Source organism: Pseudomonas sp. p1(2021b) (assembly GCF_020151015.1).
Classification (GTDB): domain Bacteria; phylum Pseudomonadota; class Gammaproteobacteria; order Pseudomonadales; family Pseudomonadaceae; genus Aquipseudomonas; species Aquipseudomonas putida_K.
Genome location: NZ_CP083746.1, coordinates 3,817,478 through 3,842,192, shown reverse-complemented (window position 1 = coordinate 3,842,192; position 24,715 = coordinate 3,817,478). Strand labels below are relative to the sequence as shown.

26 protein-coding genes and 2 tRNA genes are annotated in these 24,715 nt (G+C 62.9%); 20 read left to right on the top strand and 8 right to left on the bottom strand.

The window, feature by feature from the left end; all coding sequences use genetic code 11:
• Positions 1 to 7 precede the first annotated feature (7 nt).
• Genes K8374_RS17780 through K8374_RS17700 form a run of 18 tightly spaced genes read left to right on the top strand, consistent with a single transcriptional unit; the run spans position 8 to position 13,825 of the window.
• Positions 8 to 1,123 (top strand): DUF2586 domain-containing protein, encoded by a 1,116-nt coding sequence (locus K8374_RS17780; protein ID WP_224456595.1) that lies wholly within the window; start codon positions 8 to 10, stop codon positions 1,121 to 1,123.
• A 6-nt stretch (positions 1,124 to 1,129) separates the two neighbouring features.
• The gene (locus K8374_RS17775; RefSeq protein WP_224456594.1) at positions 1,130 to 1,579 is read left to right on the top strand and encodes a phage protein; all 450 of its coding nucleotides are present in this window, start codon (positions 1,130 to 1,132) and stop codon (positions 1,577 to 1,579) included.
• Positions 1,579 to 1,797: a TraR/DksA C4-type zinc finger protein gene (locus tag K8374_RS17770; RefSeq protein ID WP_224456593.1), complete on the top strand. Its 219-nt coding sequence runs from the start codon at positions 1,579 to 1,581 to the stop codon at positions 1,795 to 1,797. The genes K8374_RS17775 and K8374_RS17770 overlap by 1 nt, the downstream gene beginning before the upstream one ends.
• The gene (locus K8374_RS17765) at positions 1,794 to 2,000 is read left to right on the top strand and encodes a hypothetical protein (RefSeq protein WP_224456592.1); all 207 of its coding nucleotides are present in this window, start codon (positions 1,794 to 1,796) and stop codon (positions 1,998 to 2,000) included. The genes K8374_RS17770 and K8374_RS17765 overlap by 4 nt, the downstream gene beginning before the upstream one ends.
• Positions 1,997 to 2,527, top strand: coding sequence for a lysozyme (locus tag K8374_RS17760; protein WP_224456591.1), 531 nt, complete (start codon positions 1,997 to 1,999; stop codon positions 2,525 to 2,527). Before K8374_RS17765 ends, K8374_RS17760 begins: the two co-directional genes overlap by 4 nt.
• The gene (locus K8374_RS17755) at positions 2,524 to 3,021 is read left to right on the top strand and encodes a lysis system i-spanin subunit Rz (protein ID WP_224456590.1); all 498 of its coding nucleotides are present in this window, start codon (positions 2,524 to 2,526) and stop codon (positions 3,019 to 3,021) included. The genes K8374_RS17760 and K8374_RS17755 overlap by 4 nt, the downstream gene beginning before the upstream one ends.
• Positions 3,018 to 3,305 (top strand): putative phage tail assembly chaperone, encoded by a 288-nt coding sequence (locus K8374_RS17750; protein WP_224456589.1) that lies wholly within the window; start codon positions 3,018 to 3,020, stop codon positions 3,303 to 3,305. The genes K8374_RS17755 and K8374_RS17750 overlap by 4 nt, the downstream gene beginning before the upstream one ends.
• Before the next feature lie 23 nt (positions 3,306 to 3,328).
• Positions 3,329 to 3,472 (top strand): DUF6890 family protein, encoded by a 144-nt coding sequence (locus K8374_RS26525; RefSeq protein ID WP_411969654.1) that lies wholly within the window; start codon positions 3,329 to 3,331, stop codon positions 3,470 to 3,472.
• Between the two features lie 7 nt (positions 3,473 to 3,479).
• On the top strand, positions 3,480 to 5,840 hold the full coding sequence (locus tag K8374_RS17745; protein WP_224456588.1) for a phage tail tape measure protein: 2,361 nt from the start codon (positions 3,480 to 3,482) through the stop codon (positions 5,838 to 5,840).
• Positions 5,840 to 6,157, top strand: coding sequence for a DUF2590 family protein (locus K8374_RS17740; RefSeq protein WP_224456587.1), 318 nt, complete (start codon positions 5,840 to 5,842; stop codon positions 6,155 to 6,157). The genes K8374_RS17745 and K8374_RS17740 overlap by 1 nt, the downstream gene beginning before the upstream one ends.
• Positions 6,154 to 7,323, top strand: coding sequence for a baseplate J/gp47 family protein (locus K8374_RS17735; RefSeq protein WP_224456586.1), 1,170 nt, complete (start codon positions 6,154 to 6,156; stop codon positions 7,321 to 7,323). Before K8374_RS17740 ends, K8374_RS17735 begins: the two co-directional genes overlap by 4 nt.
• Positions 7,320 to 7,844: a phage tail protein gene (locus K8374_RS17730; protein ID WP_224456585.1), complete on the top strand. Its 525-nt coding sequence runs from the start codon at positions 7,320 to 7,322 to the stop codon at positions 7,842 to 7,844. The genes K8374_RS17735 and K8374_RS17730 overlap by 4 nt, the downstream gene beginning before the upstream one ends.
• A gap of 9 nt (positions 7,845 to 7,853) precedes the next feature.
• Entirely contained in the window at positions 7,854 to 10,223 is a 2,370-nt protein-coding gene (locus K8374_RS17725; RefSeq protein WP_224456584.1) for a phage tail protein, read from the top strand.
• 9 nt (positions 10,224 to 10,232) lie between these two features.
• Positions 10,233 to 10,715, top strand: coding sequence for a phage tail assembly chaperone (locus K8374_RS17720; protein ID WP_224456583.1), 483 nt, complete (start codon positions 10,233 to 10,235; stop codon positions 10,713 to 10,715).
• Positions 10,712 to 11,635 carry a hypothetical protein gene (locus K8374_RS17715; protein WP_224456582.1) on the top strand — a complete coding sequence of 308 codons (924 nt, stop codon included), beginning with the start codon at positions 10,712 to 10,714 and terminating at the stop codon, positions 11,633 to 11,635. Before K8374_RS17720 ends, K8374_RS17715 begins: the two co-directional genes overlap by 4 nt.
• Positions 11,632 to 12,180 (top strand): DNA-binding protein, encoded by a 549-nt coding sequence (locus tag K8374_RS17710; RefSeq protein ID WP_224456581.1) that lies wholly within the window; start codon positions 11,632 to 11,634, stop codon positions 12,178 to 12,180. Before K8374_RS17715 ends, K8374_RS17710 begins: the two co-directional genes overlap by 4 nt.
• Positions 12,177 to 12,881: a hypothetical protein gene (locus tag K8374_RS17705; RefSeq protein WP_224456580.1), complete on the top strand. Its 705-nt coding sequence runs from the start codon at positions 12,177 to 12,179 to the stop codon at positions 12,879 to 12,881. The genes K8374_RS17710 and K8374_RS17705 overlap by 4 nt, the downstream gene beginning before the upstream one ends.
• The gene (locus tag K8374_RS17700; RefSeq protein WP_224456579.1) at positions 12,854 to 13,825 is read left to right on the top strand and encodes a phage baseplate assembly protein V; all 972 of its coding nucleotides are present in this window, start codon (positions 12,854 to 12,856) and stop codon (positions 13,823 to 13,825) included. Before K8374_RS17705 ends, K8374_RS17700 begins: the two co-directional genes overlap by 28 nt.
• 53 nt (positions 13,826 to 13,878) lie before the next feature.
• On the opposite strand, the gene K8374_RS17695 is transcribed toward K8374_RS17700, so the two are convergent.
• The 3 genes from K8374_RS17695 to K8374_RS17685 form a co-directional block, all read right to left on the bottom strand.
• Entirely contained in the window at positions 13,879 to 14,139 is a 261-nt protein-coding gene (locus K8374_RS17695; RefSeq protein WP_224456578.1) for a hypothetical protein, read from the bottom strand.
• Positions 14,140 to 14,738: 599 nt separating this feature from the next.
• Positions 14,739 to 15,071 carry an addiction module antidote protein gene (locus K8374_RS17690; RefSeq protein WP_224456577.1) on the bottom strand — a complete coding sequence of 111 codons (333 nt, stop codon included), beginning with the start codon at positions 15,069 to 15,071 and terminating at the stop codon, positions 14,739 to 14,741.
• A 1-nt stretch (position 15,072) separates the two neighbouring features.
• Positions 15,073 to 15,390 (bottom strand): type II toxin-antitoxin system RelE/ParE family toxin, encoded by a 318-nt coding sequence (locus tag K8374_RS17685; protein WP_224456576.1) that lies wholly within the window; start codon positions 15,388 to 15,390, stop codon positions 15,073 to 15,075.
• A 466-nt stretch (positions 15,391 to 15,856) separates the two neighbouring features.
• On the opposite strand from K8374_RS17685, the gene K8374_RS17680 reads away from it, so the two are divergent.
• Positions 15,857 to 17,755, top strand: coding sequence for a potassium transporter Kup (locus tag K8374_RS17680; RefSeq protein WP_224456575.1), 1,899 nt, complete (start codon positions 15,857 to 15,859; stop codon positions 17,753 to 17,755).
• A gap of 168 nt (positions 17,756 to 17,923) precedes the next feature.
• On the opposite strand, the gene K8374_RS17675 is transcribed toward K8374_RS17680, so the two are convergent.
• The 4 genes from K8374_RS17675 to K8374_RS17660 form a co-directional block, all read right to left on the bottom strand.
• Positions 17,924 to 19,216 carry a virulence factor family protein gene (locus tag K8374_RS17675; RefSeq protein WP_224456574.1) on the bottom strand — a complete coding sequence of 431 codons (1,293 nt, stop codon included), beginning with the start codon at positions 19,214 to 19,216 and terminating at the stop codon, positions 17,924 to 17,926.
• Positions 19,216 to 21,858 (bottom strand): bifunctional lysylphosphatidylglycerol flippase/synthetase MprF, encoded by a 2,643-nt coding sequence (gene mprF / locus K8374_RS17670; protein WP_224456573.1) that lies wholly within the window; start codon positions 21,856 to 21,858, stop codon positions 19,216 to 19,218. Before mprF ends, K8374_RS17675 begins: the two co-directional genes overlap by 1 nt.
• Positions 21,859 to 22,133: 275 nt before the next feature.
• Positions 22,134 to 22,210: transfer RNA gene (locus K8374_RS17665), tRNA-Met, on the bottom strand.
• A 120-nt stretch (positions 22,211 to 22,330) separates the two neighbouring features.
• Positions 22,331 to 22,407, bottom strand: a tRNA-Met gene (locus K8374_RS17660).
• Between the two features lie 218 nt (positions 22,408 to 22,625).
• Between K8374_RS17660 and dinB the strand changes: the two genes are divergently transcribed.
• A complete protein-coding gene (gene dinB / locus K8374_RS17655) occupies positions 22,626 to 23,684 on the top strand; it encodes a DNA polymerase IV (RefSeq protein ID WP_224459353.1) in 1,059 nt (352 codons plus the stop codon).
• A 76-nt stretch (positions 23,685 to 23,760) separates the two neighbouring features.
• On the opposite strand, the gene K8374_RS17650 is transcribed toward dinB, so the two are convergent.
• Positions 23,761 to 24,714: a hypothetical protein gene (locus tag K8374_RS17650; protein WP_224456572.1), complete on the bottom strand. Its 954-nt coding sequence runs from the start codon at positions 24,712 to 24,714 to the stop codon at positions 23,761 to 23,763.
• Between the last annotated feature and the right edge of the window lies 1 nt (position 24,715).

The following is a 24,715-nucleotide window of genomic DNA, read 5'->3' as shown; positions in this document are numbered from 1 at the left end:
GGCACACATGGCACTCGGAAAAGTCAGCGTCAACAACCTCAACCTCGGCCAGGGTGAAGTGGCCGAGATCGAGCGCTACTTCCTTTTCATCGGCCCTGCCGGCAAGAACGTCGGCAAGATACTTCCGTTGAACACGGATAGCGACCTGGATAACGACTTGGGCGTGGCGGACAGCGATCTCAAGACCCAGATCATCGCTGCCCGGGCGAACGGCGGCGACCGCTGGGCCTGCCTGGCTGCGCCGATCGGCCCTGAAGGTGAATGGGCCACTGCGTTGGAAGCCACTCAGCAACAGGGCTTTTCGGTCGAAGCGATTGTTATCACCCAGCCGGTGACCACCGGCGAGGAACTGCTGGCGATGCACGCTGCAGTAGAGCAGCTGGGCGCCCAGTATGGTCGTCGCATGTTCGTCATGGCTGCGTCCTCCGGCATCCTGCCAGGCGTGCTCTGGTCCGAGTATCTGCTGGCGCAAAAGGAAATCACTATCGGTATCGCTGCGCCGCGTGTCGTCGTAGTCCCGCAGCTCCATGGCAACGACCTAGGCGTCCTAGCCGGTCGTCTCGCCAATGCTGCCTGGAGCATCGCCGACACCCCGATGCGTGTTGTCAGCGGTCCCCTGGTCGGCCTGGGCAGTGTTCCCTCGGATAGCGAAGGTGTACCGCTGCCCTCGGCGGTACGGGCCGAGCTGGACAAGGCCCGCTTCTCCGTTTCCCAGACCTACCCCGACTACGAGGGCGTGTACTGGGGTGATGCCAACCTGCTCGACACCGCCGGCAGTGACTATCAGGTACTCGAAAACCTGCGAGTGGTCGACAAGGCCGCCCGCCAGATCCGCCCGCTGCTGATCCGCCGTATCGGTGACCGCCGCCTGAATAACAGCGCCGTCAGCATGGCGGTGAACAAGAAGGCCTTGATGGCCCCCCTGCGCAAGATGGCCAAGTCGGTGGAGTTTGCTGGCGAGGTGTTCCCAGGCGAGATCGAGCCGCCGAAGGATGACGCCCTGGTCATCGTCTGGAAAAGCCGCAAACAGGTCGAGGTGTACATCAAGGTCCGCCCCCTCAACTGCCCGAAAGACATCACCGCGAACATCGCGTTGGACCTTTCCCAAGACGACCAGGAGTAACCGTCTATGTCCCGAATCAGCGGTATGAACTTCGACATCAACGTGGGCGACATCATGATTCACGTTGAAACCGCCACTCTCGATATCACCGACAACAGCGCTGCCGTCCAGACCGGTGGCGTGCCTGACGGCTGGGTCGATGGCGATGTGTCTGCCAGCGGTGAGCTGGAACTGGACACCGCCAACTTCAATTTGCTGATCGAGGCCGCTCGCAAGGCGGGCAGCTTCCGTCGCCTGGAGCCTTTCGATTCGCTGTTCTACGCCAAGACCCCGACCGATGAGATCCGCGTGGAGGCCTTCGGCTGCAAGCCCAAGATTTCCAGCCTGCTCAACATCGACCCCAAGGGCGGCGAGAAGTCGAAGCACAAGGTGCCCTTCGATGTCACCAGTCCGGACTTCATCCACATCAACGGCGTGCCGTACCTCGATGCGGAAGAGATCGAGGGCCTGCGCTGATGGTTTGCCCGTTCGACCGCGCCCAGGCCCTGGAACAGCGACAGCGTGACCAGGCGATCGACGCCGCCTTGGCTCAGGCCCGGGCGCGATCGACTGGGCCGAGCCTCACCCACTGCGAAGACTGCGACGACGAGATCCCCGAGGCACGCCGCGCCTTTGGCGGCATCACTCGTTGCGTCCCCTGCCAGTCCATTTTCGAGAAAGGTGTTCAGCGATGAGCGCGAATCAAGCCGCCCAGGACACTGCAATTGCTGTGGCAAAGGCGGCGCCCGCGATTGGCGTGGCCGCTACCGGTGTCACCGGCACCGTCGATTGGTCGGCAGTCGCCTACATGCTGACCGCCTTCTACATGGTCCTGCAGATCGTTCTGCTGGTCCCCAAGTACCGCCAGATGCTTCGCGAATGGTCGGGCAAACGATGAGCCTGCGCAACAAGATCCTGACGGGGGCGGTCGCCCTGGTCCTGGGCAGCAGCACACTGATGGCCCACCTGGGCAAGTGGGAGGGCGAGGGGCAGAACGTCGTCTACGCCGACAAGCTGGCCCGGGGCCTGCCGACCGTATGCAAGGGCATTACCCGCTACACCAGCCCTTATCCCGTGATTGTAGGTGACTACTGGTCGGATGCCCGCTGCGCCGAGGTGGAGCAACTGGTGGTCGAGAGGGGCCAACTGGACCTGGCGGATTGCCTGACCAATGAGAACGTCAGCCAGAACACTTTCGACGCCCTGAGCAGCCACGGGCACCACTTCGGCACCTCGGCCACCTGCGCGAGCCGTGCCCTGATGCTCATCAACCAGGACCGCATCGAGGAGGGTTGCCGGGCGTTGGCCTGGGGCGCCGATGGTCGGCCAGTGTGGGCCTATGTCACCGATGCGCAGGGCAACAAGGTGTTCGTCCAGGGACTGCACAACCGCCAGCTCGACGAGGCGAGGCTGTGCGCCTCATGACCTTTTCCCCGATCCGCGTGCTCCTGGTCGTGCTGGTTGCCGGCCTCGCGACCTGGTTCGCCTTCGACCAGGTCCTGGACCAACGCAATGCCGCCCGATCGGAGCGTGACAGCGCCCAGGCCGAGGTAACAGGCCTGCGTGAAGCCGCCCGGATCACCGGCGAGCGCCTGGCCATCGCTGCCGCCAACGACACCAAGCACACCCAGGAACTTTCGAATGCGCTCAAGCGTAACCAAGACTTTCGCGATTCTGTCCGTAGCGGCGATCAGCGGCTGCACGTTAAGGCCACCTGCCCCGGTACCGACGTGCGCGCCGGCACCGGCACCGGCAGCCTGGCTCATGCAGGCCCCGCCGAACTCTCGCCAGACGCTCGACCGGATTATTTCACCCTCCTCGATCAGCTCGCCCTCAGCGAGCGAATGATTCTCGGGCTGCAGGACCACATCAGCAGCCTTTGCCCCACCCAACCCATCACTACTGGAGCAACACAATGACCGACCGCGCTGAAATCACCCTGGAAATCGGTGGCGAAGACTTCGACTTCGTCATGGATACCGCCCTGGTCACCAAGTACATCAACGGTCTGACCCAGGCCAACAAGGTCAGCCCTGCCCACAACCTGCTGATGAACGCCGTGGTTCAGGAGCAAAAGGCCAAGCTCAAGCCCCTGCTGACCCACCCGACCACCACCCTGGAAATCGCCGGTGCCCTGGTTGAGGAGTTCTCGCCAAAGGTTGAAGTCACCGTAAAAAAGCGCTCGAGCACGCTGACCGCCTGAAGGAAGACGGCCTGGGCCAATTACTGGCCCTGGCCGAACACTGGCTACCTGGCACACCGCCCACGGCTGAAGTCATGGGCACCGCCAAGTGGCTGGAGGACGAGCATTGGCGGCGAATGGAAATCGCGATCGCCAACGGCATAGCAAAGGCATTCAACGGTAGCTGACCACCCCATGAGCGCGAACAACGCATCCAGCCGCCTGGACTTCATCCTGGCTTTGACCGACAAGGTCACCGCGCCGCTGGCCAAGGTGACTGCCGGTTTCAACGACCTGGCCGAGAAAAGCGAAGCCAACATCAAGCAGATCGGCACCGGTGTGGCCGGTCTGTGGGGGTCGCTGACCGGCATCGAGGCCTCGCTGGAGCCAGCCCTGCAGGTGAACCGGGCCCTGGGCGACGTTCGCTCGCTGGGTGTGGCCGAGGATGCCCTGGACGCGCTCAACGCCAAGGCCCTGGACTTTTCCGTCTCCTATGGCGAAAACGCCGACTCCTTCGTGGCGTCGGCCTACAAGATCCAAGGTGCGATCAAAGGCCTGGCCGGCGAGCAGCTGGCCACCTTTACCAACACCAGCAGCGTGCTGGCCAAGGCCACCAAGACCGACCAGGACGTGATGGGCGAATACGTCGGCACGCTCTACAACCTGCAGAAGCAGCAGGCCGACGCCATGGGCAAGAGCCAATGGGTCGAGATACTGGGCGGCCAGACCGCCCTGGCTGTGCAACTGTTCCGCACCAGTGGCGAGCAGATGAAGGAAGGCTTCAAGGAAGCCGGGGCGATCGCCTCGGCGTCCGGCATCGACCTGGCCGAGCAAATGGCCGTGATCGGCAGCCTGTCCAGCACCATGGAAGGCGGCGACGCCGGCGGGCGCTACAAGGCGTTCTTCGAGAACATCGGCAACGCCTCGGACAAGCTGGGGATCAAGTTCACCGACACCAACGGCAAGGTCCTGCCGATGCTGGACATCCTGGCCAAGCTGCAGGGCAGGTTCGGGGATCTGCGCAACGCCGCCGCGAATGCCAAGCTGGTCGAGGCCTTTGGCGGTGAAGGCGCCCAGGTGATCGGTGCTCTCGCCCAGGACACCGAACGCTTCAAGAACGGCATGGATCAGCTGGGCAAGGTGCGCGGCCTCGAGCAGGCCGAGAAGATGGCCCAAACCATGGTTGATCCGTGGCAACAGTTCGGCGCTGCAGTCCAGGCGCTGCGCATCGCTTTTGGTCAGGCCCTGATCCCTATGCTCCAACCCCTGATGACCCGCCTAGTGGACATCGGCAAGACCCTGACCCGCTGGACCCAGCTGTTCCCAAACCTCACCCGCGTGATGGGCATTGCGACATTGGCCGTCCTGGGCATCACTGCAGCACTGAGCACCATGACCGTCATTGTCGGCATGAGCAAGATGACTTGGACGGGCCTTGTCGCCATCTGGAAAGTCCTCACCTGGACAGGTTGGAAGAGCATCGCCATGTTCGTTGCCCATTCCATCCAGTGCGTATTGCTGGTCGCCCGGGTACTTGCAATGATCGCCGTCATGGGCCTGGCCAAGGGTGCCATGCTGCTGTGGCAGGGCGCGATCTGGCTGGTGAACGCCGCGATGATGGCAAACCCCGCGCTGCTGGTCGTCGCCGGCATCGTGGCCCTGGTCGCGGCAGTCGTCGCTGCCATCGTCTACTGGGACGAGCTGTCGGCGGCGATCATGAACACCGCCGCGTTCCAGTGGGTCGACCAGCAGTTGCAGAAGCTCGACGCCTGGTTCGGCTCCATGGGCGGCTGGTCTGGCCTGGCACAAGCCGCGTGGGATGGAATCGTCGCGATCTTCCAGAAGGCGATCGGCAGCCTGGTCGACATGCTGAACAAGATCCCGGGTGTGAACATCGAGGCCGGTTTCGGTGACCTGCCGGCGGCTCCCAAGGTGCCCGAGATCCCGGGGCAAACCGTACCGATCGGCGTCACACCAGTGGTCGAACCGCTGCTGCCTCTGCCCTCGGCCGAGGCCCTGATGCAGGTCCAGTCGGCTACCCCCCTGGTCACGCCACTCCCAGCCGCGGCTGTTCCGCCGGCACCGGTGGCCAATGTCCTCGAGCAGCAGCCCAAGCCACACCTGCAGCTGGTACCACCTTCCGTGGCGGTCCTGCCGGCGCAGCCGGTGGTACCGGTACCCAGCGCGCCTGCTGTCCCTGCCTTGAAGCTGGTACCGCCGGTACCGGAGCCGGTGGCCAAGCTGCAAGAGCGCTCCCCCGCACAGCCCGACAGCCTCACCCCAGTCCTCAAGGTCCTGGAGCAGCAGCCCAAGGTCCAGATACACACCGAGTCGGTCGACCAGGTCGAGCGCAGCCGCGAACGCCTCGCCCAGGCAGCTCCTAGCGTAGCGCCCATCCGTCCGACTGCCGTGCCCCAGGGCGGTCTGCTCAAGCAGATCCAGAACACCACCCAGAACCAGGATCGCAGGTTCCATGTAGAGAAGGTGGAGATCAACACCAGCAAGGCCATGACCCCGCTGGAGCTGGAAAGCATGCTCAGCATGGCGGTGGGTTGATGGGCGAATACATCGACCTGCTCATCCAAGGCAATGACCTGGTGCTTGACCCGTCCCGTCAGCCGCTGCTGATCGAGGATCGGGCGAGCATCGCCCAGGACATCGCTCACATGATCCGCGAGAGTGGTCTGCTGGTGACCCTCATGGGCGAGCGCAGCCGGCAGCGCCAGGCCGACTGCATTCTGCAACTGGAGCTGCTGGTGGAGGACGACGAACGCTTGGTGCCGGGCACTGCGCGGATCCTCGAGGACAGGCCAGGCGTGTACCTGGTCACTGCGAAAACCCTGAAATTCGGTGATATCGAGGTACACCTGTGAACGTAGATTTTCGCCAGGCGTTGAAGGACGCCGGCATCCCCACGACCGATGCGGACCTGCGCCAGGCCTGGGAGGCCGAGGTAGCCGCGCAGGGCAGCAAGCTCAGCAATACCAGTGCCTATTCGCCGTTCTGGCGCCTGGTCACCGCCCTGGTGACCAAGCCTGTGCTTTGGCTGATTGGCTTCGTCAGCGACACCGTGTTGCCCAACTTCTTCGTCAAGACCGCCGGCGGTAAATGGCTGGACATGCTGGCCTGGGCGGTCAACGTCGAGCGCAAAGGGGCGACCAAGGCCCAGGGCGTGCTGCTGTTCACCCGCGAGAACACCGCCGGCGAGCTGGAGATACCCGCCGGCGTGGTGGTCCAGTCTGCCGCGATCAATGGCCACGTCTACCGGCTGGTGACCACTGAACCCGCTGTGTTCGCCGATGGCCAGCTGCAACAGCCAGTCCCTGCGCAGGCAATGGAAGTGGGCAGCGGTTACAACCTCGCCCCGGGCTACTACGCCATTCTGGTCGAGCCGATCCCGGGCATCGCCCAGGTCGTGAACGCTGATGACTGGATGACCGAGCCCGGGGCCGACCCTGAGCCTGACGATCAACTGCGCCTGCGCGTGCGCAACCAGTTCAGCGCGGTCAACCAGTGGCACACCGATGCGGTATACCGCGCCATGATCGCCGCCTTCCCTGGTGTGCGCCCCGACGGCGTCTACTTCGAGCATGGTGCGCCACGCGGGCCAGGCAGCGCGAACGCCTATGTGCTGTTCGACGCTAACGTGCCGGCGGCCACCTACCTGGAGCAGATAAACGCCCATATCCGGGACGGCGGAAACCATGGCCATGGTGATGACCTGGTCGTCTTTGTCATGCCGGAAACACTGCATGACGTGCGTATGACCTATTGGCCGGTACCGAACTTGACCGCCGACCGGCGCGAAGCCCTGCAGGCCAACATTGAGCAGTTCGTCCGCGCCGCGTTGCGGGAAAGCACACAGAGCGACTATCAGCCGACGCTGACGCTCCCACAATCGCGCTTCTCCTTCAGCCGCCTGGGCGAGGAGCTGCACCAGCAGTTCCCGGACATCCAGTCCCTGCGCTTCGATAACGCGGACATCGTGTCGCAGTTGAACATTCCGCGCCTCAAGTCGCTGACGGTGGTGCCGGCATGATCCAGCTGAAATTGCCGTTCTGGCTCAGCGGCCCGGAACTGACCAAGTTGAAGGCCTCGGCGCAGGTCTGGTGGGCAAAGGTCGAGGAATGGATGCAATGGCCGCTCCTGCAGGCCGACGCTGAAACCTGCCACCTGACCATCCTGGATCTGCTGGCCTGGCAGCGTGACATTACCCGTTTCGACGGTGAACCCGAGCGCCTGTATCGCTTGCGCGTGAAGTACGCCTTCGTCAACGCTGTGGACGCCGGCAGCACGGCAGGCCTGAAACGCATCCTGCGCCGTCTCGGGGTGGGTTACGTCGAGATCGAGGAGCGGATGCCGGATCGCGATTGGGACGTGGTCTTGCTGACCCTTTCCGACTCCCAGCTTTCCGAGAACCCCGAGCTGCTGCGCGTGCTCATCCAGCAGTACGGCCGCACCTGCCGCCGCTACGACTTCGTGACGGTCACGCCCGTGACCATGCACACCCTCATTGCCGACTTCAACGACGACCAGCAAACCGTCGTCGCCAGCCTGTAGGAGCCATCTGTGGCAAGAATTACCCTCGCCGGCGAAAGCCTCATTGCCCAGAAACAGGGCGCCAAGCAAGCCCTGGTGGTGTCGAAGTTCATCTTCGCGAACGTGCCCGGGTTGGACCCCAACACGCCGATCGACCGGGCTGCAGGCAAGCCGCCAGCCAACCAGATCGTCTACACCTACGTGATTCCGGCGGAAAACAGCGGTTATGTGAACCCCAACCAGGTCGTGTATAGCGCCCAGCTGGGCAGCGACATCGGGGACTTCGACTGGAACTGGATGGGCCTGGAAACCGCCGAAGGCGTGCTGTTCGCCGTGGCTTACATGCCGCTGCAGCAGAAGCGCAAGAACATCCCGCCGCTGCAGCTCGGCAACAACGTCACACGAAACGTCCTGGTCGAATACGACGGTGCCCAGGAAACCACCGGTATCAGCATCGATGCCAAGACTTGGCAGCACGATTTCACCGTGCGCCTGGCCGGCATCGATGAGCGCGAGCGTCTGAGCAACCGCGACATGTTCGGGCGCGCCTGTTTCTTCGACACCGGCCTGCAGGTGGAAAAGGTCGGTACCGCGTACCAGATCAAGCCCGGCCTGGCCTACGTCGAAGGCGTTCGGGTGAATGTCCCTGCCGGGCTGGCCGTACCCGCTGCGGCCCTGCCGACAACAGTCTGGCTCGATGTTGTCCTGGAGCGGCAGTTGAATGACGTGGTGGCCCGCTGGAGCCTGGTCTGTGCCGCCGCGAAACCCGACTACAAAGACGCCCTGGGCGTGCAGCACTACTGCATCCCCCTAGCCGATCTGACAGCCGCGGTAATCAGCGATCGACGCCCGGTCGAAGCGATCACCGGGCCGGTGGTGAAGCACTTCGCGGCCAAGATCGGCACCTACCCGCAATTGCGCGCCCAGGCAACGACCAAGGGCGACGTGGGGCTGGACCAGATCCCGAACGCCATCAGCAACGACCCTGCCAACAACAGCACCGCCGTCCTGGCCACCACCAACATGGTCCAGGCCGTGCGCAACCTTCTGCAGGCCGCCATCAACAACATCATTTCGGGTGTGTCGATCGTCGGCAAGGCGGCCAGGCTAGCCACGGCCCGGACCATCAGCTTGACCGGTGGTGCGACCGGTAGCGGCGTCTTCGATGGGGCCGCAGATCTGGCTATTCCGGTTGTAGTGGACCCTACCAAGCATGGCCATACTATTGCGCAAACTGCTGGGTTGCAGGCGGCGCTAGATGGCAAGTTTTCAACTGCAGGCGGGACGCTTACTGGCAACGTCGTTATTTCTACTGATTGGTGGTCCTCAATCGCATTGCAAGGTGGCTATGGCGATCGAGTGATGCTCCATGCGGGCGGTCTAGAGGGTGGCAACGAGCTACGTATTGGTCGCTACAGTCGGCTAGACGGCTCTTGGATTTCCAACCCGTTCGTTTTCAAGATGGAAACGGGAGAACTGTACGCCACCCGGCTCATTGGTAACGGTTCCGGTTTGGTAGAGCTCAACGCCAACTATCTGGGCGAGGGTACCGTTCCTATTGCACGTCTTGTTGGAACCTACAACATCAACGTCAATGGCACGGCAGCCGCAGCAACCAAGCTTGCCGCACAGCGCACCTTGAGCGCTTCTGGTGATGCTAGCTGGGCCGTTGCGTTCGATGGTACTAGCAATGTCTCTGCGACTATCACTCTTGCCAATAGCGGTGTTGCTGCAGGTAGTTACCCTAAAGTTACCGTCAATGCTAAGGGCCTAGTCACTGGCGGGGCTGCGCTAGTTGCAGCAGATATTCCCGCTTTGGATACATCCAAGCTGACAACCGGCATTCTACCCATTGCACGAGGAGGCACGGGCAACGGGGCCGGCCAGGCCCCGACGGCACTGAAGCTCGCCACACCTCGCACCATCTCAATTTCAGGAGCGGGCTCAGGAGCTGCGAATTTCGACGGCAGCGCAAACATCACTATCCCGTTGACGGTGGATGCTTCAAAGGTCCAAGCGGGCATCCTGCCACTTTCTCGCGGCGGGCTTGGAGCGAATACGCCTGCAGGAGCTCGATCGACCATCGGCGCGGGTGTACCTGCGACCGCCTCTCTCAGCACGTCGGGTTGGTGGCGGGATGAGGACACCGGCTTTATCGAACAGTGGATTCAGGCATCTGGCGCTGACAATACCGAAGTCGTGGTCAACCTGCCCATTGCGTTCCCCAATCAAGCACTTAACGTCCAGGCCACACCGGTCGGACCAAGTTCTGCTCCGGGAACAACTGGTTCTTTAAGCGTTTCGGCAAGTTTCATCAACAACTCACAGGTTCGTCTCGGCTTGAACTGGAGTGGCGGCAGCCCTTCGTCTCTAGTTTTTATCAGAGCCATTGGTCGATAGGAGACATTTATGAGTGCTTATGTATTTTCTCCAAGCCGCTTGTCTTTTTATCCCGTAGTGTTACGGAGCGTCTACGCACAGAGCGCCGAGGGATGGCCGGAGGATGGCGTCTATATTTCAGCTGAACAACATATCAAGTTACTGGCTGAGCAAGAGCTGGGGCGTGTACTTAGTGCTGACTACGATGGTAAGCCTATTACCAAAGATGCGCCACCGCTTGCTCCTGAAGTCATCATCATCATTGAGCGTGCTTGGCGTGATGCTCAACTTACAGCAACTGACGCGCTCGTTTCTCGACATCGTGACGAGATTGAACAAGGTGCTACCACGCTGACAGAAGAGCAGTACCAGGAACTGCAGTTTTATCGCCGTGCACTCCGTGACTGGCCAGAACTTGCCCAGTTCCCTACTGCCGCCGGGCGGCCGGTGATGCCGGAGTGGCTGCAGGCCGAATCCCTGAAGTGGAACATTGATCAGGGCATGCGAGTATGACCTGGTCGAACGTGAAAATGCGTTGGCCATCACAGGCCACGCAATGGATGGGCCAGCTCGATTCGGCCAAGCAACTGGCGGGCAGCGAGTTGATCAGCACCGGCGCACGGGTAGCTGGCCTGCAGGGCATCGCGAGCACGAGCCCTGGACCTGTCGGCGCCGCTGCCCAAGGCGCGATCGAGGCTGGACGGAAAGCCCTGGCCGAGCAATTGAACGATCCGCCGGCGTGCCTGGTGGTGACACCGTTCCAGAGCGGGATTGGTCAGGGGCGCGGGTACCAGCGTTTCCTGTCAGCGCCGAACCTGCTCCAGGAGCTAGCCCGCAAATTGACCGATGCCACCGACGCCGGGCGCCCCCAGGGCGAGCGTTACGCGCTCTGTGTACTGTTCCTGGCCACTCGCTATGACCGCCTCGCGGCGAGCCTGGCCCGCTTCAATGGGCTGATGCCGGTGCCTGAGTTGGTCCGTACTGAGCGTCGAGCAGGCCACCTAGCGAAGCTGGAAACCGAAAAGTGGGACATACCCCAAGCTGGACCGCTGCCACGGTGGCAGCCGCTGCCCTTGGAGCGCTGCACGGTCGTCAAAGCCTCCCAGCAATCCATGGCCGGCCAGGTGGCCGTCCTGGAGGGCTATGCCGCTGACAGCTCGCCCATGGCAGACCTGGCCGCATTGGCCACACGCAAAGCTACCCAGCAGCGCGACCGTGACCAGATGCTGGCCGACCTGCGCAAGCTCCTCGAGGACAGTGCCGAGGACACCAGCATTCGCGCACGTCTGGTCGGCCCAGGCACCGTGAGCGACCTGCGCCGGGCTCTGCTGGAAGGGGATAACCCAGGGCATGAATGGGTGATCTGTGCCGGCGTGCTCCTGGTCGGCTCCCAGAAAGGCCTGAGCTTCGTACAGGAGTTGGTAGGCCTATGACTCAGTTACTCCTAGACGGCGAGCAAGTCCGGGGCAAGACGCTCAAGATCACCGCGAACCTGCGCATCGAGGCCGACGACCTTTCAGGGCAGACCAGCAACACCGAGACAGCGCACAAGGGCTTTAAGCCCAAGACCCTCACCGTGACGCTGACCATCCCTTACGTCGACCACCAATGGCTACGCAATCTGATGCGCCTGGCCGAGGCCACCGAGGGCGGTGGCCAGCTCAAGATGTACCGCATCGTGAACGACACGGCTGCCGCCTTCGGCATGCGCCAAGTGCAGTTTTCGGACGGTGTTAGCGCCCGGGAAGACGACATCCTCAACTGCTGGCGGGTGCAGTTCAGCCTGGCCGAGAAGAAGTCGAACCCCGAGAAGGTCGAGAAGCGCCGAGCCCCGAACGCGGTCCAGTCCCAGTCCGGGACCGGCTCGGGCGTGGGCGGTACCGCCGGTACCGGCGGTGAAGCGGGCAAGGGTCAGGAGCTGACAGGCTTCGAAGCCACCTTGAAGAAAGTGGATGACTGGCTGGGGAGCGCGTCGTGAAGCTGCACCAGGTGATTTCCGTCGGTGGCCAGGTCCTGGACCTGGTGAAGGCCGACGTGCGCCTTGAGCTGCGCAACCCGGGGCGGGCTACATTCACCGTGCAGGCCAGCGCGCCGCTCAAGGGGCTGGTGACATTCGACATCGGCTACAACGACAAGCCGCTGCAGCGCCATTTCATCGGCTACGTGGAGCGCAGCACCGCCGCAAACACGAAGCACCAGGTGCTGTTCTGCCGCGAGCTCGCCGCGATCCTAGCCAAGCCGCTGCCAATGAATCTGCGCCATGTGGATCTGCGCGCTGTGCTCGAGGAGGTGAGCCGTCAGACAGGCCTGCGCTTCCGCGTGCCCGACCGGACCTACGCCACAACCCGGGCGCCGTACTTCTACAGCCTGGCCACCGGTTACCAGGCCATGGAAAGCCTGGCCCAGGTGTTCACCATCCCAGACTTCATCTGGCAACAACAGGGCGATGGCGAGGTGTTCGTGGGCAGCTGGGCCGACAGCTATTTCGGCGTGCGCCCGGCCCTGCAGTTGCCGATCGAGCTGTTCGATGGCTACCAGGGCAACCAGAGCGCCATGATCGCGGCCCTGCCCGGGCTACGACCAGGTGCATCGATCAACCAGGGCGAGCGGGTGACCCACGTCGCGCTCGCCGATAACCAGATGGCCATCCGATGGAAGACGCAATCCGCCGCGCAGTAGAGCGCCAATTCCCTGAAATCACCGGCGGCTACCACTTGCCGCGCTTTGGGCGTGTCGTCGCGGTACCGGACGCGCCCCAGGCGCAAGGCCTGTGCGATGACTTCCGCCCACGCTTCGGCGTGGACGTGCAGATCCTGCTGCCTGACGGTGAACCCGACCCCGCCCTCCCGATCCTCAACAGCCTGCCTTTGCCAGCCCCTATGGGCGGTCAGGAGGCCGGTATGTTCGGCTTCCCCGAGGAGGGCACCACTGTGGTGGTTTCGTTCGCCTATGGCCTGCCGCACAAGCCCTTCATCACGCAGATCCTGCCGCATGGCCTGAGCCTGCCCCGGGTACCGAAAGGCGACCAGGTCTGGCAGCACAGCGAGGCCTGCCAGCAGCGCGTCGACGCGGACGGCAACTGGCTGCGCCAGACGGATGGCAAGATCCTGGACAAGGCGATCGAGCGGGAAGTGGAGTCGATGACCAACACCGAGCGGTACCAGAGCCATACCAGGGAGGTAGATGACCATTCCACCGAGTCGGTGGGCGGGGTCAAGAAGATCGAGGCCCTGGGGGCACTCAAGCTGCTGTCAGGCGGCTCTGCCAGCCTGGCCTCGGTCGATGACCTGCACCAGGCCACTGGTCGCGACCTGAACCTGGTGGTGGGGCAGAAGCACAACGCCACGGTAGGCGGTGACATGCAGGAGCAGGTCCAAGGCTTACGCCGGAGCGTGGCCAAAGTCAGTCAGCGCCTGCAGGCGCCCAAGACCTGGTTGGGGTCGGAAGGGGTCAATGTGCTGCAAGTGCTGTGTGATCTGCTGGACGTGGTGGAACAGATGAACACCCAGTTGGCCGTGCACGTCCATGGGCCCAGCCCGGCACCCAACAACGCTGGGGCATTCACCGCCGCCGGCACAACCACCAAGGCCTTGGGCGTGCAACTCAAGCCCATTACGATGTAGCCCTAGGGCAAAGAAAAACCGCCGAATCCGGCGGTTTTTCTTTGCCCTAGGAACTACCTACGGGTCCAATCACCGTCAAAGTTCAACTCGCCAGCAATCGCTACGATAATGTCCTTGGGGTACTTGCCGCGGAATTTCGCCAGGAGTTTCTTCTCCATGTCGATCTCTTCATGATCCCCCAACCATTCCTGTTCCTCGGGATCCCAGCCTGAGCCTGGCGCTTCTGCCATCCGTTGAAACCTCTGCTCGGCCCACTCCTTCAGCTCGATAGTGGCCCGCTCCCGTGTTGCCTTGTAAATCTCGTCTTGATCCATACCTGCCCCCAGTGGAAATACCCAACCAAGCCAATGACTTGGAAGGGGGACATGAGGGCGGCCGGAGGCTTTCCCAACCACCGCTCGTCAAATCTATGAAAATCTCGGGTTGGAAAAAAATCCGTGGACCAAAATCACTTATCCCCCTCCCGCCGACGGGCTTTTCGTCGCAAAAAAGTGCAAACGCCTGGTGTGGTGCAATTGGGCCCCCAGCCCAGGCCCGCTGCGGGTCCTAGCAGCTGTGAGGGCATTGCACGATGTGCAAGGATTTGCAAAGAAGTGTCATGTGCTTGCACGGCATGACAGAGGGCAGGGTAGCGGGGGATTTCCGCAACCCCCCGGCCCGCCTGGGTGAAAAAGTGGAAAACCGGCGAAAGGGGCGATTTTCAAAATCCGCACCACTCCTGGTGATGCGCACCAGGTCGTCATAGCCCAGATCTGGGTCTAGCGCTGGAGGCCAGGAATCACGCGGCTTTTCGCTTTTTCATTGAGGATCGCGCTTTGCACAGCATTGCAGGCGTCAGCCAGCACGTGTGGAGGAGGAGTGCAAAAAGAAATGCCCCGGATAGGCTGGGGCATGTCATCGTCGGCTGAAAGGGTCAGTCGCAAGCTTCTTCTGCTCTGTGTGATACGACCTTCGACATACCGATGCCCAGAGCTTGAAGCACCTTCAGAACGGTGGAGAGTTTCGGGTCACCTCCTGCCGCGATCGAGCGGTACAGGCTGGGGCGTGCTAGGCCTGTGCTCTGTGAGAGGTTACTCATTCCACCTCTTGCCTCAGCGATGCGGCGAATTGCGAGGAGGAAGGTATCTTCTCCACCAGGCTCATCAATTTCCTCAAGCGCGGTAGCGAGATACTCGATGGCAAAGTCCTCGTCATCCCGCAGCATACCGAGCACGCTGTCTTCATGAGAACGAGTACGAGCTGTCATTTCAGTTCACCTTGTGAGATTTCCAGAGGGCCTTGGCCTGATCGATATCCTTTTGCTGCTTGTCTTTCGAGCCGCCGCCCAGCAGGAAAATGATCTTACGATCCTGGATCGCGTAGTAGACGCGGAAGCCAGGCCCAAAATTGATCTTCATTTCGAAGACGCCATCACCCACCGGTTCTACGTCCCCAAAGTGGCCTAGTGAGGCACGGTCCACCCGGGTGGTGATCTTGGCTTTTGAGCGCTTGTCTCGCACGGTATCGAGCCAAGCTTGGTAGATGTCCACCCCATTGGAAGACAGTACGTGTTCCACTTCGTACATACAAAATGTACCTTAAAAGAGACAGATGGGTGATTGTATATTTTTATCAGAACCGGTGCATTCCTCAAAAATGAGGCACCTCAACACAGTGGCACTGTGACATAGGACAGGAGTTTAACGGTTGAGGCACAGCGAGGGGAGGGGTTGAAATCAGGGTTTAGCTTGAGTATCACAGGGGCAGCCCAGGGAAACAAAGCCGACCTTCGGCGTGGCGGGAGTGGTGGACATGACTAACCTCGGTATTGAATACGGCTCGCCCGGCCGGAATTGAAGGGGGCGATCCTGACGGACGCTTTTGGCGCCTCTGATCAAAAAGTGCGCAATTCTAGCGAGCGCAAGGACGCTTGACCAGCAGAAAAGCGACGAACGCTGAGCTATGCTTCGCGCCATTGTGACGTGGCAGGCGTGACGCCTTGGCGCGGGTGTGAATTCTATCGGCCTGCAAGGCCGTCTGCGGGAGTGGTCGATGGTTCAGGCAAGCAGTCACGCCGCAAGTGGGCAGGGAGCGGCCCGGCCGCTGAGCCTGCTGGTGGCAGCGGTAGGGGTGGTGTATGGCGACATCGGCACCAGCCCGTTGTATACCCTCAAGGAAGTGTTCACCGGCGGCTATGGCGTCACGGTCAACCATGATGGCGTGCTGGGGATCCTGGCGCTGATCTTCTGGTCGTTGGTGTGGGTGGTGTCGGTCAAGTACGTGATCTTCATCCTGCGTGCCGACAACCAGGGCGAGGGCGGCACCATGGCACTGACCGCTCTGGCCCGGCGCGCCGTGGCGCCTTATCCGAGGCTGCGCATGGTCATGGTCGGCTGCGGGTTGATCGGTGCCTCGTTGTTCTATGGCGACAGCATGATCACCCCGGCGGTGTCGGTATTGTCCGCAGTGGAAGGCATGGGGCTGGCCTTCGACGGCATCGACCACTGGGTCGTGCCCATTGCCGTGGTGATCCTGGTGGCCTTGTTCCTGGTGCAAAAGCATGGCACGGCGAAGATCGGAATCCTGTTCGGGCCGGTCATGGTCGCCTGGTTCCTGGTGCTGGCGGCGTTGGGCGTGCATGGCATCCTGCAGAGCCCCGAGGTGCTCAAGGCACTCAACCCGGCGTGGGCGGTGCGTTTCTTCATCGTCCACCCAGGCGTGGGGGTGGCGATCCTGGGGGCGGTGGTATTGGCGCTGACCGGGGCCGAGGCGCTGTATGCGGACATGGGCCACTTCGGCCGCAAGCCCATTGCCCGGGCCTGGTTCGCCCTGGTGCTGCCAGCGCTGGTACTCAACTACTTCGGCCAGGGCGCCATGCTGCTGCAGGACCCGGCTGCGGCACGCAACCCATTCTACCTGCTGGCGCCAAGCTGGGCCTTGTTGCCTTTGGTGGGCCTGGCCACGCTGGCCACGGTGATCGCGTCCCAGGCAGTGATTTCCGGCGCTTTCTCCTTGACCCGACAGGCCATCCAGCTGGGCTATGTGCCGCGCATGCAGATCCAGCACACCTCCAGCGACGAGCAGGGGCAGATCTACATCGGTGCGGTGAACTGGGCCTTGATGGTCGGCGTGGTGTTGCTGGTAATCGGTTTCGAGTCTTCCAGCGCATTGGCCGCAGCCTATGGCGTGGCAGTGACCGGTACCATGCTGATGACCACGGTGCTGGTGTCGGTGGTGATGTTGCTGCTATGGAAGTGGCCACCCGTGCTGGCGGTGCCGGTGCTGCTGGGCTTCTTGCTGGTTGACGGGCTGTTCTTCGCGGCCAACCTGCCCAAAGTCGTGCAGGGTGGCGCGTTCCCGGTTCTGGCGGCGATCGTGCTGTTCGTGCTGATGAGCACCTGGAAGCGTGGCAAGCAGATCCTCGTGGAGCGCATCGATGACGCGGCGCTGCCGCTGCCGCTGTTCATCAGCAGCATCCGCGCGCAGCCGCCGCACCGAGTGGAGGGCACCGCGGTATTTCTGACCGCACGCTCGGATGCCGTGCCCCATGCACTATTGCACAACCTGTTGCACAACCAGGTGCTGCACAGCCAGGTCGTGCTGCTGACAGTGGTCAGTGAAGACCGCCCGCGGGTGCCGGAGCATGAACGCTTCGAGGTGGAGGCCTATGGCGACGGGTTCTTCCGGGTGCTGCTGCACTTCGGCTTCATGGATGAGCCTGACGTGCCGGCGGCATTGCGTTTGTGCCATCTGGACGCACTGGATTTCAGCCCGATGCGCACCACCTACTTCCTCAGCCGCGAGACGGTGATCGCTTCACGGCTCGAAGGCATGGCGCGTTGGCGTGGCAACCTGTTCGCCTTCCTGCTCAAGAATGCCAACGGCAACCTGCGATTCTTCAACCTGCCGTTGAATCGGGTGATCGAGCTGGGGACGCAGGTGGAGATCTGAACCGTTGTCTTGAGCAGTAGCCTTGCGCGGCCGATTATCGGGGGCCGCTGTGCGGCCCAATCGCGGCACAAAGCCTACCTCGATAGAGCGCTCGACGCGGTCGTGTAGGAGCGGCCTTGCGCCGCGAAAGGGCTGCCAAGCAGCCCCCCGCAAGGCCATTCCTGCGTTTCAGTTCTGCTCCGCCACGCTGGCCTTGCCCTGGCGGGTCTCGATCTCGCCGATGAGGCGCTTGGCCAGGGCCGGGTAGTTCTCGTCGAAGTGGTGGCCGCCTGGAAGTTTCAAATGTTCGCCGACAGCGGTCTTGTCCGTGCAACCACTCTCGTCGGCTTCCTCGACGCCATACACACACACCACCTTGGAAGCCGGCAGCCTGGCCATCTCCGGCCCGGTTGGCGCTTCCTGGCCTTCCTTGCCCAGCCAGCCCTCGACCTCGATCTCGAAACTGCCACTACGGGCGAACGCCAGCAGGATCACCGCATCGACCCGTCGCTTGTCTTCGTCCGGCAAGCGGTTGTAGATCGCCGGGAGGACATCGGCACCGAAGGAATAGCCGGTGAGCACGAAGCGTTTGGTCCCCCACTTCTGGCGGTAGTGCTGCATCAGTTCCGAAAGGTCCGCGGCGCTCTGTTCCGGGCTCTTGTGCTGCCAGTAGTAGCGCAGGGTATCGATACCGACCACCGGGTAGCCGAGCTTGGCCATTTCCCCGGCCACGTCGCGGTCCAGGTCACGCCAACCGCCATCGCCGGAGAGGAACAGGGTTACCGTGTCGGTGGTCTGCCCGGCCGGGACCTCGACCACCGGAATGCTCAGGGCATTGCCATTGTTGCCCACCAGGGCCTGGGTCAGTTGCGCCTTGAGTACCTGCGGCAGGTGGATGTCATAGTCGCTGATGCTGGTTTCGGCGTTGGCCTGGTTGCGCACGAAGGCTGCGCTGGCATCGTCGGGGTTGTCGTTCCAGGCCACGTTCCAGTGCCCGTGGGCGGCCGCTTGGGGCAAGGGCTGGCAGCCGGGTTGCTCCAGGGTGAAACCTACCGAGATGGCGCGGGCCTTGTCATCGTCTTGGGCAGCGAGCCAACGCCAGGCCTGGGCGGCACCAGGGCCGATACCGGCGACCAGGTTCGAAGGTGCGGACAAGGCCTTCATGGCTTCGTCCAGTACCTGTTGCTGCCGGGTGCAATCGCTTGGCGGCAAGACGACCTGCACCAGTTGTGCCTCGCCCGCCTGGCTCAGGTCAAGCAGCTGCCTGTCGCTCAACGCCTGCCCTGCAGGGACGGCGATGGCGACATGGCTGCGGGCATGCACGCCGGGTGTGGCACGCAGCAGGGGGCTGCCGTCGGCCAGGGTCAGGTGTTCCAAGTGGGCCTCGGGAGCGGGGCGGGTCCATAGCCAGAAGGTCGCGGCGCCTGCCAGCAAGGCCAGGAAAAATGCGCTGCATACGTACAACCAATAGCGTCGGGTCATCAACGTTTCACCAAACCAGTCAGGCCGCCTGCGATCAGGGCGGCGGTATCGGCCAGCGCCACCAGCGGGTCGAGCCCGGCCGGCACGGCCATGTAGCGGGGTTCCCAGTCCGGTTGGAACTTGTCCTTGAAGCGTCGCAGCCCCTGGAAGTTGTAGAGCTGCTCGCCGCGCTGGAACACCATCGAGCCCAGGCGTTGGGTCAGGGGCGCGCCACGCCTTGGCTGCAGGCCGGAAAGCGGTACCATGCCCAGGCTGAAGTGGGCGTAGCCCTGGCTTTTGTAGTGCTGGATCAGGCCGATCATCAAGAATTCCATGGTCAGCTTGGGCGCCTCGGGGTGGGCACGCATCAGGTCCAGGCTGGCCAGCTCGTTGCCATGGGTTTCAAGGAGGTTGGCGAAGGCCACCGGGCGCCCCTGGAAGCGGATCAGGGCGATGCGAAAATGGCGCAGGTAGTCTTGGCTGAAGCGGCCCAGGGAAAAACCTTTCTCGCGTACGTTCTTGCCGCCGAGCCAGGCGTCAGAAATCTCCTTGAGTGCCGCCAGCGGTGCCTGGCCGGGTTCATGGATCTCCAGGGCCAGGCCATCGCGCCCGCCTCGGTTCCAGGTGTAGCGCAGGTCTTTCATTTCCTTGCCTTGGGCCTGCAGATCGAAGCGCTGCAGGTCGACCTGGGCTTCCTCGCCGAGCTTGAGCGCAGTCAGGCCGATGTCCATGTAGTACGGCAGGTTCTGCGCACGCACCTGGTAGAACACCGGGCGGGCATGGTGCAGGTCGCACAGGTCGCGGAACTGCCAGATCATCTCGGCCCGCGCCTCGGCGGGGCCGATCGGGTCGTACAGGGCGACCAGGCTACGGCCTCGGCGGGCGTACATGAGAAAGGCTTCATCGTTGGGGTGGAAAAGCAGCGCCTTGTCGCCGGTCAGGGCCAGGCCGCCATCGGGTTGGTCGGAGTCCAGCAGAATGCGCTTGGCCCGTTGCAGTTCTTCTTCGGTGGGCAGGTGGATGACCGGCCGCGCGGTACGCAGCAGCCAGGTGAGGGCGACGATCACCAACAGTACGGCACTGCCCATAGCGGCGCGCAGGCCGCGGGGCGCGTCGGCATCCAGGGTGAACTGCCACCACAGTTCGTGGCTGTAGGGCACATCTTGGTAGGCGAACAACAGCAACCACAATGAGGCACCGAGCACGCAGACGCTGGCCACCAAGTAGACCGGTGAGAGAGGCAGCTCCAGCAGTCGGCTGGGCCGGTAGAAGGAACGGCGGAACAGGGCCAGCAGTGCTGCGGTGACACTCAGTATGCAGGCTTCCTCCCAGTCGAAGCCTTTGAGCAGCGACAACACGGCGCCCACCAGCAACAGCACGGTGGTCAGCAGCCAGGCCGCTGACAGCCGTCGTCTCAGGCCCTGGGCCAGGAGCAGACAGAGCACGCCGACCAGGCTGGCGCCGAAGTGCGAGGCGTCGATCAGGCGATGGGGGATAAGAAAGCCCATGTGTTCCAGGCGTGTGTCGATCTCGGGCGTGGCGCCGGAAAACAGCAGCACCACGCCTGAGAGGAACACCAGGATCGCCAGCACCGGCGCGGCCAGCCCGGCCGCGGCATTGATCGCCTGGCGGGCGAACAGCAGGCGGCGCGCTTCGCTGGCCAGCAGCAATACGCAGGCCACCAGCAGGGGCAGCACCACATAGATGAGGCGGTACAGTAGCAAGGCGGCGGCCAGCGGTGCGGCGCCCAGTTGCTCGGCGAACGCTGCAAGCAGCACGGCCTCGAACACCCCGACGCCGCCCGGTACGTGGCTGAGCACGCCTGCTGCCAGGGCCAGCAGGTAGACCAGGACAAAGGCGCCGAACGGCGGGGCGTCGGGCAGCAGTAGGTAAAGTACCGTGGCTGCGGCGATGACATCCAGGCCCGTGACCAGCAATTGCAAGGCTGCCAGGCGTAGGCCTGGCAGGCGCAAGGTCCGTCGCCCGAACCGCACCAGCACGTTATCGGCCAGGGGTTGTTCGGGCAGGCGCCGACGATAGAGGCTGGCCACCAGTACAGCGGTCATCGCCAGCACCGCCACGGCGATACCGGCCAGCACGGGGGCGGGTAGGCGTAGCGCGGTGGCGGCGGCCGGCAGGTCACCGAGCGTTGCCAGTGCCGCCAGGGGAGGCAGGGCACAGCCCAGCGACAAGCTGGCGAATACGGTCATGCGAGCGATTTCCGCCGCGCCCAGGCCGTGGCGTGCATACAGGCGATAACGCACCGAGCCGCCAGAGAGGATCGACAGGCCGACGGCATTGCCAATGGCGAAGGCACTGAACCCTCCCAGGGCGAGGGTGCGCGCGGGGAGGGGCACCGCGGCGTAGCGGCTGGCCGACCACTCATAGCCGAGCAGGGCCGTGAAACCCAGCGCGGTGGCCAGCAGTGCCCCAGCCAGGGATGGGCCCGGCACGCTGAGCATGGCGTCATGCAGGGCATGGATGTCCAGTTCGCTCAGCAAGTGGCGACAGGCGACCAGGGCCAGGCTGAACAGCAGCAGGGTCAAGGCCAGGCCAAGGGGCTGGCGGTATCGGCTCAGCCGTTCCAGCCAAGGTAGGCGGCGGGCGGCGTTGGGCAGTGTGCCGGCAAGAGGCACCGGGTTCTGGGCGTCATGCGCATTCATAGGTAACCCCGGGCAGGCTGCGCGAGGTTGGGCAGAGGTGCGGCCAAGTGAAAGTCTCTTCGGAAAACGTATCCAGATATTACTCCTGGCCGGCACGCTTTCAGCGCACTGGCAGGGTTAAAGATAGTTCATCCGAAGGTGTGGCTTTGCGGCACGCTGCCATGCCCTCCTGTAGGAGCGGCGGTGCGGCGGTCCTACAGGGGGACGTGTTTTTCGGGGGTGGAAACAACAAACCCCGCACTGCTTTCACAGTGCGGGGTTTGTTCTGACGAATATGGTTGCGGGAGCCGGATTTGAACCGACGACCTTCGGGTTATGAGCCCGACGAGCTACCAGGCTGCTCCATCCCGCGTCAGTGGGGCGCATTCTACGGATTTCTGAGTGGCTGTCAAGCATTACCCTTTGATTTTCCGTCGATTTTTTCAGGGCAAGAAAAAAGGCCACTGTGTAGACAGTGGCCTTTTTCTGAATCTGGTTGCGGGAGCCGGATTTGAACCGACGACCTTCGGGTTATGAGCCCGACGAGCTACCAGGCTGCTCCATCCCGCGCCTGTGAGATCGAATTCTACGGAAATCCCGCCCCATGTCAAGGCTTATTTTGAAAAATCCTTTTTTGTTCAATCCCTTAGCGTCGATGGCGTGGCTGCAGCTCAGTCATGGCGGGGCTTGCAAGGAATTTGGCGGTTTTACTGGAAGGCTGCTGACGCCGTTTCGTCCCATGGAGTAGTATCTGTATGAATTTACAGTGCTGACGGTCATCCATGTCCCTGCGCAAGATCATCCATATCGACTGCGATTGTTTCTATGCCGCGATCGAGATGCGCGACGACCCACGGCTGGCCGGTCGCCCCATGGCGGTGGGTGGGGCGCCGGAGCAGCGCGGGGTCATCGCTACCTGCAATTATGAGGCGCGTGCCTATGGGGTGCGCTCGGCCATGTCGTCACGGCATGCCTTGAAGTTGTGCCCGGACCTGTTGATCGTCAAGCCGCGTTTCGAGGCCTACCGCGAAGCCTCCCGGGAGATCCATGCGATCTTTCGCGACTACACCGACCTGATCGAGCCGCTGTCGCTGGACGAGGCCTACCTGGATGTCAGTGACAGCCAGTGGTACGCCGGCAGTGCCACGCGCATTGCCGAGGATATACGCAGGCGGGTCGCCAAGACCTTGCACATCACGGTGTCTGCCGGTGTGGCGCCGAACAAGTTCCTGGCCAAGATCGCCAGCGACTGGCGCAAGCCCAATGGCCTGTTCGTCATCACTCCACCTGAAGTCGAGGCCTTCGTGGCCGCGTTGCCCGTCGCCAGGCTGCATGGAGTGGGCAAGGTCACGGCCGACAAACTGGCGCGCCTGGGTATCGATACCTGCCTGGAGCTGCGCGACTGGTCACGGCTGGCGCTGGTGCGTGAGTTCGGCAGTTTTGGCGAGCGGCTGTGGGGCCTGGCGCGGGGTATCGATGAGCGCAGTGTGCACAATGACAGCCGGCGCCAGTCGGTCAGCGTGGAAAACACCTACGACACCGACTTGCCGGACCTGGCAAGCTGCCTGGACAAACTGCCTGAACTGCTGCGCAGCTTGAGCGAGCGTATCGCGCGGATGGACAGCAGCTATCGGCCCGACAAGCCGTTCGTCAAGGTCAAGTTCCATGACTTCAGCCAGACCACGTTGGAGCAGGCGGGCGCAGGGCGAGACCTGGAGAGCTATCGGCAGTTGCTGAGCCAGGCCTTTGCCAGGGGCGGCAAGCCGGTGCGGCTACTGGGGGTGGGAGTACGTTTGCGGGATTTGCGCGGGGCCCATGAGCAGTTGGAGCTTTTTCCACCGCAATAGAACGGCAAGCGCGTAAGAGGTAATAGGAGCGACCTTGCGTCGCGAAAGGGCCGCAAAGCGGCCCCATCGATCTCAGCTACTGAACGCCTGGATCAGCCACCAGTCGCCCGGCATCCTTGGTCAAGGCATGCAGGAATTCCTGTTGCAGCTCCGGATCGTTGCGGGTCAGCTCGATCAGGCTCTGCTCCAGTTCGCTGGCTTCCTCTTCCAAGCCCAGTTCAGACAAGCGCTTGACCCGGTGGACCCATTGTCCCACCTCGTCATCCTCGAGGTCGTCGAAGATCAGCTCGTGGGCTTCCTGCAGCTTGCCCCGCAGGGCGCTGCTGACCAGCAGGCTGGCATCGGCCCGAGCCCCGTTGTCCTCGTCGGCCACGTGCAGGTGCAGGGTGCCGACGTGGTTGAGGTTCTGTTCGGAGAACGGGCTGTCCAGCAGGTTCAGGCGCAACACACCGTTGTGGTCGGTAGTGAGCTCGTGGGTCAGCTTGCCGGCCTTGACCTCGACCAGCCGTTCGTTCCAGGGCAGGCTGGTGTATTCCTCGCGCTTGTCCTTCTGCACCTCGCTGATACCCGCCAGGTTCTGCTGCGCGCGGCCGTTGGACTGCACGTTCATGAACGGGTTGAGCCCGGCCAGGCCGTAGCCGAGCCAGTCACGGGTAACGCTTTGCGGCAGGTTGCCCAGGGCGAACACATTGACCACGTTGGCGCCGATGCCAGCGACCACCGCCACCGCACCCAGGGGGATCTCGTAGATCTCCCGCCAGGGTTGGTAGGGCGTGTAGCGGTCATACCGGCGAGTGACTTCGAACTCGGTGACTTCGAAGCGCTTCTGTTCATGGATCCGCACGCGTCGTTGTGGAAGCTCCATGACCTTGGGCTCGCCGACGTCGATCTGCAGGGTATGTTCGAGCAGCTTGCGCTCGGCGCGCTCCTCATGCTCGCTGCGCTGGGACATCTGGTTGGCGCAGCCGCTGACGAGCAGGGCGCCGCACAGTGCGGCGCCCCCCAGGGCAAAGGTACTTCGCTTGGACATG

Bases quoted from the DNA above. Each gene is read 5' to 3' on its own strand.
- K8374_RS17780 (WP_224456595.1), top strand. From the start codon at position 8: ATGGCACTCGGAAAAGTCAGCGTCAACAACCTCAACCTCGGCCAGGGT.
- K8374_RS17775 (WP_224456594.1), top strand. From the start codon at position 1,130: ATGTCCCGAATCAGCGGTATGAACTTCGACATCAACGTGGGCGACATC.
- K8374_RS17770 (WP_224456593.1), top strand. From the start codon at position 1,579: ATGGTTTGCCCGTTCGACCGCGCCCAGGCCCTGGAACAGCGACAGCGT.
- K8374_RS17765 (WP_224456592.1), top strand. From the start codon at position 1,794: ATGAGCGCGAATCAAGCCGCCCAGGACACTGCAATTGCTGTGGCAAAG.
- K8374_RS17760 (WP_224456591.1), top strand. From the start codon at position 1,997: ATGAGCCTGCGCAACAAGATCCTGACGGGGGCGGTCGCCCTGGTCCTG.
- K8374_RS17755 (WP_224456590.1), top strand. From the start codon at position 2,524: ATGACCTTTTCCCCGATCCGCGTGCTCCTGGTCGTGCTGGTTGCCGGC.
- K8374_RS17750 (WP_224456589.1), top strand. From the start codon at position 3,018: ATGACCGACCGCGCTGAAATCACCCTGGAAATCGGTGGCGAAGACTTC.
- K8374_RS17745 (WP_224456588.1), top strand. From the start codon at position 3,480: ATGAGCGCGAACAACGCATCCAGCCGCCTGGACTTCATCCTGGCTTTG.
- K8374_RS17740 (WP_224456587.1), top strand. From the start codon at position 5,840: ATGGGCGAATACATCGACCTGCTCATCCAAGGCAATGACCTGGTGCTT.
- K8374_RS17730 (WP_224456585.1), top strand. From the start codon at position 7,320: ATGATCCAGCTGAAATTGCCGTTCTGGCTCAGCGGCCCGGAACTGACC.
- K8374_RS17720 (WP_224456583.1), top strand. From the start codon at position 10,233: ATGAGTGCTTATGTATTTTCTCCAAGCCGCTTGTCTTTTTATCCCGTA.
- K8374_RS17715 (WP_224456582.1), top strand. From the start codon at position 10,712: ATGACCTGGTCGAACGTGAAAATGCGTTGGCCATCACAGGCCACGCAA.
- K8374_RS17710 (WP_224456581.1), top strand. From the start codon at position 11,632: ATGACTCAGTTACTCCTAGACGGCGAGCAAGTCCGGGGCAAGACGCTC.
- K8374_RS17700 (WP_224456579.1), top strand. From the start codon at position 12,854: ATGGAAGACGCAATCCGCCGCGCAGTAGAGCGCCAATTCCCTGAAATC.
- K8374_RS17695 (WP_224456578.1), bottom strand. From the start codon at position 14,139: ATGGATCAAGACGAGATTTACAAGGCAACACGGGAGCGGGCCACTATC.
- K8374_RS17690 (WP_224456577.1), bottom strand. From the start codon at position 15,071: ATGACAGCTCGTACTCGTTCTCATGAAGACAGCGTGCTCGGTATGCTG.
- K8374_RS17685 (WP_224456576.1), bottom strand. From the start codon at position 15,390: ATGTACGAAGTGGAACACGTACTGTCTTCCAATGGGGTGGACATCTAC.
- K8374_RS17680 (WP_224456575.1), top strand. From the start codon at position 15,857: ATGGTTCAGGCAAGCAGTCACGCCGCAAGTGGGCAGGGAGCGGCCCGG.
- K8374_RS17675 (WP_224456574.1), bottom strand. From the start codon at position 19,216: ATGACCCGACGCTATTGGTTGTACGTATGCAGCGCATTTTTCCTGGCC.
- mprF (WP_224456573.1), bottom strand. From the start codon at position 21,858: ATGAATGCGCATGACGCCCAGAACCCGGTGCCTCTTGCCGGCACACTG.
- K8374_RS17650 (WP_224456572.1), bottom strand. From the start codon at position 24,714: ATGTCCAAGCGAAGTACCTTTGCCCTGGGGGGCGCCGCACTGTGCGGC.